The following is an 11,520-nucleotide window of genomic DNA, read 5'->3' on the forward strand; positions in this document are numbered from 1 at the left end:
ACACTTGCAATCTATTAATTATTAACCAATTACAAAACCAGAAAAACTAACCAATATCAAAGATTAATATTATTTCTTCTATTTACAACCTTTGAATTATACAGATAACACACTTACTTCCTGATTTTGGACAATCATAACTTGGTAATTACTAAGCAACACTAAAGGCAACTTATCCTTATATTCTTGGTACACTTCTTCTGCTACTGACGCAAAAGGCTCACTACTGTAATGCACTAATGGGTACTGATCAGTCATCCCCATCGCTTGATAATCTGCTAACTTAGGAGCAAATGACTTGTCATCCATCAGCTCTACATACTGTATATTAGGAGACATCACTACACTACCTGCCGAAGTACCGATATATAACTTCCCATTAGAGACCTGTTCTTTTATCAATAGATCTGCACCTGTTTCTTGTAGTACCTGAAGCAGATAAAACGAATTACCTCCCGAAACGAAGATATAGTCATTAGACGTAATCTTCTCTTTAATATCTTCATTACTCGCGGTGCTTAATTCTAATACATCTACTATAATACCTAGACTCTCAAAAGCCTTCTTATCATTCTCTACGTGCCCTACATACTCCTCTACGATACTTGCAGTAGGGATAAAAGTCACCTTTTTACCTGCTACCTCTTCCCCTGCAAAATCCTTGAACAAACTAACCACATCGCAGAACGATGAACTTAAAAACATCTTTATCATACTACTCAAATTATATAGTGCCTAAATTACAATTCTTACAGATACCTTTTAGCTAATAATTATAGCTATTTTACAGTTATAGACGAAGTCTATTTCTTCTTAGAGCGGTTGTATTCCTTTATAATTTCGATCTCTTGTTCTGCAATATCAACAGGCATTATCGCTAATCTTGTAAAAATACTAGTCCCTGTATTCTGCACCTTAATTCTCATAAAATACTCATACCCTTTCTCTACTTGTAACTCTGTCCACACACGCCCTCTTGTATCAGCGATGTATCGATGCATACCATAATCTTTTATCTGATAAGAGTAATAGTCATTACTCTTTATGGTCGCTACATCATTCCCCATTCCATCAAATACTTTCTCTGAATCAGCCGAATAAGACCCTTTACCTCTATAAAAAGTAATATAAGCACAGTCTACATTATCTCCTAAATATCTCTTATTAGAGAAGTGATCTACCCTCTTGCTATCTCCATTTACTTGTTGTGCTACTAAGTTTTCATTGCGATAAACATTCGTTTTAATTCTATAACAATTACTTCCAAAGGTTGTAGGCATCTTTACTTCAGTTACTTGTAGCATATTACCTCCCATTTTAGCAGCCTGTACCTGAGCATCTACTAAGACTGACTGATAATCACAAGCATATACATTCGTTAAACCAGAATCTCCCACATTAACAGAACCAATAAAAATAGATCCCTTAGGTATAGAATCCTTCATTAAATATACACTTACCTCTTGGGCTTTAGCGATAGGTGTTTGTTTAGCCCCTGCTCTCTTAACACTAACAGCAGTACCACACCCTATTAATAACAAACTACTTACAAACAAAAAGTATAAATTCTTCATCTCTTCTATTTTAACAAAATTAACAAGGCTCTAATATAAAATAACAAACCTCATTTAGCTAGTAAAATCAAGACATATTAGGCTACTCAACTTTCTTTTAACACTAGACAAACAAAGGGTTTAGTTACCAATTACATAATCGCTAAATTCGCTAATTATTTAAGGTAATCAATCAACAAAAGGTAGTTTAAACCCTTTTATAGATATAGTAAAACACTAACTTAGTTACTCTAAGTTTAAGACTAATTGATGGTTCATATTACTATCTCTATTTTCTAAGTCTAATAGATACTTCTTTCTCCATATTCCTCCTCTATATCCTGTCAGACCACTATCTGCACCTATAATTCGATGGCAAGGGATTAATATAGCTATTCTGTTCATCCCATTAGCATTGGCTACTGCGCGGATACTCTTAGGAATTTTTAGATATTCCGATTGCTCTTTATATGTTCTCGTCTCTCCATAGGGAACAGAGAGAAGTCCATACCACACTTTCTGCTGAAACTCAGTCCCTATAAGATCTAGAGCAACTGTAAATACAGTACACGCTCCACTAAAATAAACTGCCAACTCTTTTTGAAGGTGAGTGATATGACTATTATCTCCTTGTAATATTACAGCTTGCTTCTGTTTACTAAGCCTACTAAACTCTTTTTCTAATCCTGTAATATCTGCAAACTCTAAAAGGCAAATTCCCTTAGCTGTAGCGCAGACTACTATCGTTCCTAATGGAGTTTCTAAATGCTGTAAGTCTATTACTTGCTGATCTTTACCATATTTAGGAGATACGCCAAATGCATTCTTAAATGATTCATTAAATCCACTTAGTGACTCATATCCCATATCATAGGCTGTATTTCCAACACGTTCTCCTTCTTTTATCTTCTTATAGGCAAAGTTAATACGCATTGTACGCTGATAAGTATGAAAGGTAACTCCGTGATTCTTTAAGAACCATCTTCTTATCTGACTAGGCTCTATACCACGTTTCTTTAAGTCTACATCTTTTAACTTTAAGGACGAATCTTGACGCAGCTCTTCTAAGATGACTCTAATCTCATCAGGAGTTTCATTTAAATAGCTTAGTGGTTTACATACTTTACAAGGACGATACCCCTCATCCATACACTGTTTTACTGAGGGGAAGAACTCTACATTCTCTATCTTTGGTTTGCGAGCAGTACAAGAAGGGCGACAGAATATACCTGTGGTTATCACAGCTGTAAAAAACACGCCTTCAAAACAAGTATCTTTCTCAACGATAGCCTTATACATAATCTCTTTAGTCAAATTCATTCTTTATCAAATAGCATTTTAAAAGATTGTTTGTTTAATATCTCAGTATTAAGCTCAGATAAAACGGTATAATATAATCATTTTGAAAATTACCCATACTTACTCTCCCTACATTACTTAGCGTAGCTAAACTAGGCAAATTAGGAAGAACCATTATATTTAGAGGAATCTTTAATACCTCTTTTATTTTTTTAATATCCTCTATACTAGTTAATCCAGGCAAAAACATTCCATCCACACCTAATAATTGATAGCTTTTTATCCTAGTAATAGCATCCTCTAAAGCAGAAGATTGTAACAAGAATGAATCACATCTCACATTGACAAAGAGTTCAATTCCTTCTTCTTTAATTCTATTGAGAACACCCCTTAGAAATACTGTAAAATCATCTTTTCCTTTTTGTATACGAGTATTGTTATCTACATAAGAATCTTCTATATTAATCCCATCAACTCCCAAAAGAGATAACGCTCGGATATTACAAAACACTTCTTCTACCGTATTGCCATAACCTCCTTCAATATCAACTGTCAAAGGCAAGGATACACAGCTTCGAATACGACTAACTAGGAATAATAAATCCTTAAAAGGCATATGCTCTCCGTCAGTATAACCTAATGAATGAGCCATCGCAGCACTAGAAGTACCTATCGCTTTAAATCCTAATTGTTCAAAAACTCGTGCACTCTGTACATTCCAAACATTGCCAAGCATTAAAGGTGTCTCTCTATAATGCAATTCTTTAAATTTTATGTAATCTGTCATCTCTAGTTATTTTCTACAAATCTAATAGGCACAATGCTCCACATACAACCGAAAACTTAACAAGTATTTTTCACATCAATACACCCTCTATAAACTTATCATTATAATCCGTATATTTGTCCTTTATACAAATACTTACATTGTATATGTATTCTCAAAATTTGCACATTCTTTAGCAAATAAAAACCTCTAGCAACTTCAATCAAAGAGGTAAAAAAGTCAAACAACAAAAATTTCTATTTATTTTTTTAACAACTATTTTAACACACTAAAAACAGTTAAAACCTAGCATTCATACAGTCTCACTTGTGGTTTGTTCGGGGCTTGTTCGGAAAAAACACCTATTTTCCGAAGAAGCTCCGAACAATCCCCGAACAACTCTCAAACAAACCCCTCGCAAGTCACGCTATCACTAGGTTTACAGCACTTACAAAATCATCAAAAAACAGTTGTTTGTTAAAATTTTAACAATAAGTAATAAATACCAATATGCTGTTTTTTTTTATAAAAAACCGTTTTACAATCATTCTCAAAATGAAAATATCAATTACAAACAACTCAAAATGAACTCTAATCCATTCTCCTCTTTACTAAACAGGTTACGAGATACATTTCTTATAAAACAAGTATACGAGATACCATCAATTCATAAAACAAGTATACGAGATACCATCAATTCATAAAAAAAGGTTTTACAACGATGTAAAACCTTTTTTTTTTTAAGACATTGACTACCCAACAAGATGTGTAAACAGTGCTTCGTTATCGTTTAAATATTGATAACTAAACTTGCGTTTCTCTAGCTTCTCCACTAAGAGATCATAATCTAATCTATCCGCTAACTCTATGCCTACCACAGCAGGTCCGCGTTCTCGATTGTTCTTCTTCGAAAACTGAAAGTAAGTGATATCATCACACTCCCCTAATACTTCATTCAAAAACTCTTTAAGTGCTCCCGGTCGTTGTGGAAAGTTGATAATAAAGTAATGCTTTAATCCCTCGTATAATAGCGAACGCTCTTTGATTTCTTCCGTTCTCGTTATATCATTATTACTTCCACTAACTACACAGACTACTTTCTTCCCTACTAACTTATCCTTATAAAGGTCTAGGGCAGCGATACTCAAAGCTCCTGCAGGTTCTACTACTAGCGCCTCTTCATTATAAAGCTTGAGAATAGTCGTACACACTTTCCCTTCAGCAACTGTAATCACTTCGTGCAAATTCTCCTTACAGATAGCGAAAGTCAAATCACCTACTCTCTTTACAGCAGCTCCATCTACGAACGTATCTACTGTATCTAGCGCCGTGTTCTCATTCGCTTGTATTGACTTGTGCATCGATGCGGCACCTACAGGTTCTACCCCGATAATCTTAGTATAAGGGCTAAGGTGTTTAAATACAGTACTCACACCTGAGGCTAAACCTCCACCACCGATAGGGACGAATACATAGTCAATGGGCTCTTTCACAGCCTGCAATATCTCCAAAGCCACTGTTCCCTGACCTGCTATGACTTCCTCATCGTCAAAAGGATGTATAAATACAGCCTGATGCTCTTTGCAATATTGGCTTGCCTCAGCAAAACAAGCGTCAAAAGTATCTCCTTTTAGCACAATCTCCACCTTGTCCTTTCCGAATAATCTGACCTGATTTATCTTCTGTTTTGGAGTTGTAATAGGCATAAATATAGTCGCGTGTATGTCTAGTTGCTGACAAGCGAAGGCTACTCCCTGCGCGTGATTACCCGCACTAGCACACACTACTCCTCCGGACTTTTGATCCGGAGTAAGTGTGGTGATTTTATTATAGGCTCCTCTTAATTTATAAGACCTTACGGGTTGTAAGTCCTCTCTCTTCAGATAAATATCAGCTTGATAAAGCGCACTTAGATTGAGATTCTTGATAAGAGGAGTCTGCACGACGACTCGCGCTATGTTTTGTTGTGCTTGATATACTTTCGTTAATAGATTCATGCTTTGGATGGTCTTAGTTTACGCACTGCAACACCTGTTTGCCACAGTTCACTTTCTCTTAATTCTTTTAATTCCTCTTCTAATTTAGCTCTGTAATCTTTCTTGCTATTGGCAGTGATTACGATTTCGGCTTCACGTCCTGAAGCTACACTCTCATATAACTCTGTAAATACAGGTGTAGTGGCATCTCTAAACTTGTCTTTCCAATCTAAAGCTCCTCGCTGAGCAGTAGTAGAACAATTAGAATACATCCAATCCATTCCGTTATCGGCTACTAAAGGCATTAAACTCTGTGTCAACTCTTCTACTGTCTCATTAAATGCCTCGCTAGGTGTATGTCCTTTAGCTCTTAATACGTTATACTGCGCTTCAAAGATACCTGCGATAGCCCCCATTAATACTCCTCTCTCTCCTGTCAAATCACTATACGCTTCTTTCTCAAAAGTCGTCTCAAACATATAACCCGAACCGATAGCAATACCTACTGCTAAGGCGCGCTCCTGTGCTTTGCCTGTTGCATCTTGAAAGATGGCATAGCTAGAGTTTAACCCACACCCCTTTAAAAACAACGTACGCAGTGATGTACCTGACCCTTTAGGTGCTACTAAGAACACATCTACATCTGCAGGTGGAATGATATTCGTCTTCTCGTGAAATGCAACACCAAAACCGTGTGAAAAATACAGTGCTTTACCCGCTGTTAGATTTGCCTTCACTGCATCCCAAGTGTGAATCTGTCCTGCATCAGACAACAGGTTCATCACGATAGTCCCTTTCTGACACGCTGTCTCGATATCAAATAAGTCTTTGCCTTCTACCCATCCATCTGCAACTGCTTTATTCCAACTATCAGAGTCCTTGCGTTGACCTACGATTACATTTATCTTATTATCTCTAAGGTTCTGAGCTTGACCTGGCCCTTGTACTCCATAACCGATTACAGCTAGTACCTCATTCTTTAATACTTCTCTTGCTTGTTCAAGTGTGAATTCTTCTCTTGTTACAACATTTTCTAATGTTCCTCCGAAATTGATTTGTCCCATTTTTATAGTTTTTTTTATGATTTTTATTTTTTGTTTTTTTGTGATGTCGTGATGATGTGATGTCGTGATGTCGAGACACCGTAACGAATTACCTAAACATCTCCGTTTCCTGTTCCCTGTTTCCTGTTCCCTGTTCCTGTTCCTGTTCCCCGTTTCCCCGTTTGCTGTTTCTTGTTTTGTGTGACACGCAAAATATTGCGTCTGTACCTTATCTAGATGGTCTATTTCCTGCTCCCTGTTTCCTGTTCCCCGTTTTTCTGTTCCCTGTTTTTCTGTTCCCTGTTTTCTGTTCCCTGTTCCCGTTCCCTGTCCCTGTTCCTGTTCCCTGTTTCCTGCTCCCTGTTTCCCGTTCCCTGTTCCCTGTTTTCTGTTCCCTGTTTCCTGTTCCCCCTATTTAAATTCTAAATTCACAGTTCATAGGCTTGGTAATCGCTACTCTGCCTGATCGGGTGAACTCTAGTATCCCGAAGCTAGATAGTTGCGTGAATAGACTCTCTATTTCTTCAACATACCCTGTCTTTTCGATAGCGATAAACTCCTTATCTACAGATAATATTCTCGCTTGGCTCTCTCTAATAATCTGTTCGACTTCCTTATTAGACATCAGCTCTGTCTTGACTTTATATAATGCTAGCTCCTGATAAATAATATCGTCATTCATATAAGCACACACTTTAAAAACTTCTACTAGTCGTTCGAGTTGTCCGATTAGTTTATTGACTTGCTCTTGCGTGCTTTTAAAGACAACAGTGTACTTAAACACTTGCTTTATTTCTGACTCTGATACAGTCAAGCTATCTAAGTTAATATGCCTGCGGGTAAATACATTAGCTATCCTCGTAAGCATACCGATGCTATTCTCTGTAAATACTGATAATGTGAATTCTTCTTTCATAGTTTCTTTTGGTTTATACAATTGTCAATCTATCCCATATTTTAACTTAATAACACCTCAGATACACTCGCTCCTGTAGGAATCATTGGGAATACGTTCTCTTCTTTCTCTACCACTACTTCTAATAAATATGCCTTCGGATGAGTTAATAGCTCTTCTAAGGCCTGTCTTAAATCACTAGACTGAGTTACTTTTTTGCCTTCTATATTATAGGATTGCGCTATACCTACGAAGTTTGGATTGTTCATTTCAGTGAAGCTATATCTCTTCTCAAAGAACATCTGCTGCCACTGTCTTACCATCCCTAAGAAACTATTATTTAGGATGATGATCTTCACCGCAATATCACTTTGCATAATCGTCCCTAACTCTTGTATATTCATCTGAAAACCACCATCCCCTGCTATTGCAACTACTGTTTGTTTAGGATTACCTAGTTTGGCACCCATCGCAGCAGGTAGTGCAAACCCCATAGTTCCCAATCCACCGGATGTAATATTCGTTTTGGCAGTATTATACTTATTATTTCGAGCTGTAATCATTTGGTGTTGCCCTACATCTGTTACCACTATTGCCTCACCATTAGTCATCTCCGTCAACAGTTGCACCACATCCTCCATCAGTATTTTATCTGTATCTATTTCCTGTCTGTGTTTGGCTAATTGTTCTTGTTCATACACTTTGCCTTGTTTAAATTCTCCTAGCCAAGCAGTGTGTGTAGTTGACTCTACTAAACCGATCAACGTTCTCAAAGCTTCCTTGGCATCACTCTGTATGGGTAGTTCCGCTTTGATAATCTTATTTAACTCTGCCGCATCGATATCAATATGGATGACCTTAGCCTGTGTAGCGTATTTAGACACATCACCCGTCACCCGATCATCAAACCTCATCCCAATAGCGATTAGTACATCACACTCATTGGTCTTAATATTCGCAGCGTAGTCTCCGTGCATACCTAGCATACCACAGAAATTAGGATGGTTACTAGGCAATGCTCCTAATCCCAATAATGTCGATGCAGTGGGAATACCTGTCTTCTCTACGAACTCCTTTAACTCTTGCTCTGCGTGACCTAATAGTATTCCTTGCCCGATTAACAAGTATGGCTTCTTCGCATTATTAATTAAGTCAGATGCTTTGATTAGTTGTGCCAAATCTGGTTGTGGTTGCGGGTTATAACTTCTCACCCCAACACACTTCTCGTACTTAAAAGTAGTCAGCTCGAACTGCGCATCCTTCGTGATATCAATAACCACTGGTCCTGGTCTTCCTGACCTAGCTAGATAAAATGCCTTAGCGATAGTCGGTGCAATCTCAGAGGCTTTCGTCACTTGATAACTCCACTTGGTAATCGGCATAGAAATACCAATCACATCTGTCTCTTGGAAAGCATCTGTCCCTAATAACTTAGAGGCGACCTGCCCTATGATACATACTACAGGAGTAGAATCAATATAAGCATCTGCTAGTCCTGTGATCAGATTAGTGGCTCCTGGTCCTGAAGTAGCAAATACTACTCCTACCGTACCTGATGCTCGTGCAAAGCCTTGTGCTGCGTGTATTGCTCCTTGTTCGTGACGCACTAAGATGTGTTCTAACTCATTCATCTTGTCATAAAGTGCGTCATAGATAGGCATAATAGCTCCTCCCGGATACCCAAATATTGTCTGAACTTCTTCACACAACAAAGAAGATATTACCGCCTGTGCTCCTGTTATTTGTTCTTGTTGCATAATTTGTTTTTTTGTGATGTTGTGATGTCGTGATGTCGTGATATGATGAAAACATCTAAAGATGTTGTAGGTGGGCGTATAGTAATACGCCCCTACCGTTATGGCGTCACAAACACGTAATCACGCTGGCGCGGATTTGTAATCCGTGACGTTCATTCTTAATTCTTAATTTTATCTGTAATGCATCCTTCTGATGCGTCTGCTACACTATTTAGATATTTATACAATACCCCTTTTTTAAACTTTAGTTCAGGTCTTTGCCATTTTGCTTTACGAGCTTCTAATACCTCTGCATCCACTAGTAAATCAAGCCTCCTATTCTCTACATCAATACTGATCATATCGCCATTCTCCACTAAGGCAATAGCTCCTCCATCATAAGCTTCAGGTGTGACGTGTCCCACGACGAAGCCGTGTGTTCCTCCTGAGAAACGACCATCCGTGATTAGGGCTACGCTATTTCCTAGACCCGCACCCATAATAGCTGAAGTGGGTTTAAGCATCTCGGGCATTCCCGGGCCTCCTTTAGGGCCACAATAGCGTATCACGATTACCTCTCCTGGCTGTACTTCCTTAGCAGAGACACTTGTGATCACTGCATACTCATCATCAAACACTCTGGCTGGTCCCTTAAAGAACGTCCCCTCCTTACCACTTATCTTCGCTACACTGCCGCGCTCAGCAAGATTTCCATATAGGAACTGTAAGTGTCCGCTTTCCTTAATCGGAGTAGTCAAATCCACTATCACGTCTTGCCCTGCAGTTAAGTCTTTTGCATCACTTAGATTCTCTCTAACAATCTTGCCTGTAACTGTTAAACAATCTCCGTGTAGTAACCCCTGCTCTAACAAATACTTCATAATGGCAGGTACACCACCTATCTTATGCAAGTCTTCCATTAGGTATTTTCCACTTGGTTTTAAATCTGCCAATACAGGTACTCGATCACTAATCTTCTGAAAGTCAAGCAGCGTAATCTCTAGATCTACTGAATGAGCCATTGCGATCAAGTGTAGTACAGCGTTAGTAGAACCACCAAGTGCTATAACCATCGTCATCGCATTCTCAAAAGCCTCTAGTGTCATAATATCTTTTGGCTTTATGTCTTTCTCTAACAAGTTCTTTAGGGCTTCTCCTGCGTGTAGACACTCCTCTTTCTTCTCTGTACTCAAGGCAGGATAAGAAGAACTGTAAGGCAAGCTCATTCCCAATGCTTCTATCGCTGATGCCATCGTATTAGCGGTGTACATCCCACCACAAGCTCCTGCTCCTGGGCAAGCATTCTTAATCACCCCCTTATAATCTTCATCCGAAATAGAGTTGCTAAACTTCTTGCCTAATGCTTCAAAAGCAGAGACAATGTTTAGTGATTCTCCCTTGTACTTACCTGAGTGGATGCTTCCTCCATAGACCATAATAGACGGTCTGTTAAGCCTTCCCATCGCTATAATAGCCCCTGGCATATTCTTATCACAACCCGGGATAGCGATAACAGCATCATACCACTGTGCACTCACTACAGTCTCAATAGAATCAGCGATAATATCACGAGATACCAATGAGAACTTCATCCCCTCTGTACCATTCGATATTCCGTCACTTACACCGATGGTATTAAAGATTAGCCCTACTAGATCACTGTGTTTCACCCCTTGTTTCACCTGCTTAGCTAGGTCGTTTAAGTGCATATTACACGTGTTGCCCTCATACCCCATACTAACGATACCGACCTGTGCTTTATCTAGATCTTCCTCCGTAAGCCCGATACCATAGAGCATAGCTTGTGCGGCAGGTTGTGTTTGATCTTGTGTGATTACACGGCTGTATTTGTTTAAAACATTCATATTTCTAGTTTTTGGTTATGTTCTCTTCGACCTATTTGATATTCAATGCTATAGAGGTTAATACTATAAACAAAAAAAGCCTCCCGTTATGGGAGGCTTCAAATATTCTTTATCTCTAGATAGAAAAAATTAGCATAGCAGCTCCCGTGCAAATGTGTTTACCACAATCACAATAATTAGGACCACTAAAATGCTTACTAAATTTCTCATTTTACTTTCGGAATTATAGGTCAAAGATATAAATTGATTTAACATTACCAAACAAAAAATACACAACAACTTACATTTTAATCAAATAACAACCATTTTATCACAATAAAAACCAAACAAATACAGTATAAAATATAAAAATATCAATACACCTAACATCAGTCTAAAATATTTTTA

9 protein-coding genes are annotated in these 11,520 nt (G+C 38.1%); all 9 read right to left on the reverse strand.

The annotated features are described in order from the left end of the window. Positions 1-96: 96 nt before the first annotated feature. Complete coding sequence (locus CF599_RS06315) at positions 97-705, reverse strand: Type 1 glutamine amidotransferase-like domain-containing protein (protein WP_121965224.1); 609 nt, start codon at positions 703-705, stop codon at positions 97-99. A gap of 98 nt (positions 706-803) precedes the next feature. After that, positions 804-1,574: a hypothetical protein gene (locus CF599_RS06320; protein WP_121965200.1), complete on the reverse strand. Its 771-nt coding sequence runs from the start codon at positions 1,572-1,574 to the stop codon at positions 804-806. 225 nt (positions 1,575-1,799) lie between these two features. Then, on the reverse strand, positions 1,800-2,873 hold the full coding sequence (locus tag CF599_RS06325) for a bifunctional transcriptional activator/DNA repair enzyme AdaA (RefSeq protein WP_173835518.1): 1,074 nt from the start codon (positions 2,871-2,873) through the stop codon (positions 1,800-1,802). Positions 2,874-2,907: 34 nt separating this feature from the next. Beyond that, positions 2,908-3,639 (reverse strand): isocitrate lyase/phosphoenolpyruvate mutase family protein, encoded by a 732-nt coding sequence (locus CF599_RS06330; RefSeq protein ID WP_121965201.1) that lies wholly within the window; start codon positions 3,637-3,639, stop codon positions 2,908-2,910. A 731-nt stretch (positions 3,640-4,370) separates the two neighbouring features. Then, the gene (ilvA, locus tag CF599_RS06335; protein ID WP_121965202.1) at positions 4,371-5,615 is read right to left on the reverse strand and encodes a threonine ammonia-lyase IlvA; all 1,245 of its coding nucleotides are present in this window, start codon (positions 5,613-5,615) and stop codon (positions 4,371-4,373) included. Next, complete coding sequence (gene ilvC / locus CF599_RS06340) at positions 5,612-6,658, reverse strand: ketol-acid reductoisomerase (RefSeq protein WP_121965203.1); 1,047 nt, start codon at positions 6,656-6,658, stop codon at positions 5,612-5,614. Before ilvC ends, ilvA begins: the two co-directional genes overlap by 4 nt. A 394-nt stretch (positions 6,659-7,052) precedes the next feature. Beyond that, entirely contained in the window at positions 7,053-7,553 is a 501-nt protein-coding gene (gene ilvN, locus CF599_RS06345) for an acetolactate synthase small subunit (RefSeq protein ID WP_121965204.1), read from the reverse strand. A gap of 41 nt (positions 7,554-7,594) precedes the next feature. After that, the gene (gene ilvB, locus CF599_RS06350; RefSeq protein WP_121965205.1) at positions 7,595-9,289 is read right to left on the reverse strand and encodes a biosynthetic-type acetolactate synthase large subunit; all 1,695 of its coding nucleotides are present in this window, start codon (positions 9,287-9,289) and stop codon (positions 7,595-7,597) included. Between the two features lie 158 nt (positions 9,290-9,447). Then, a complete protein-coding gene (gene ilvD, locus CF599_RS06355; protein WP_121965206.1) occupies positions 9,448-11,133 on the reverse strand; it encodes a dihydroxy-acid dehydratase in 1,686 nt (561 codons plus the stop codon). Between the last annotated feature and the right edge of the window lie 387 nt (positions 11,134-11,520).

This window comes from Myroides sp. N17-2 (assembly GCF_002286775.1).
GTDB lineage: Bacteria > Bacteroidota > Bacteroidia > Flavobacteriales > Flavobacteriaceae > Flavobacterium.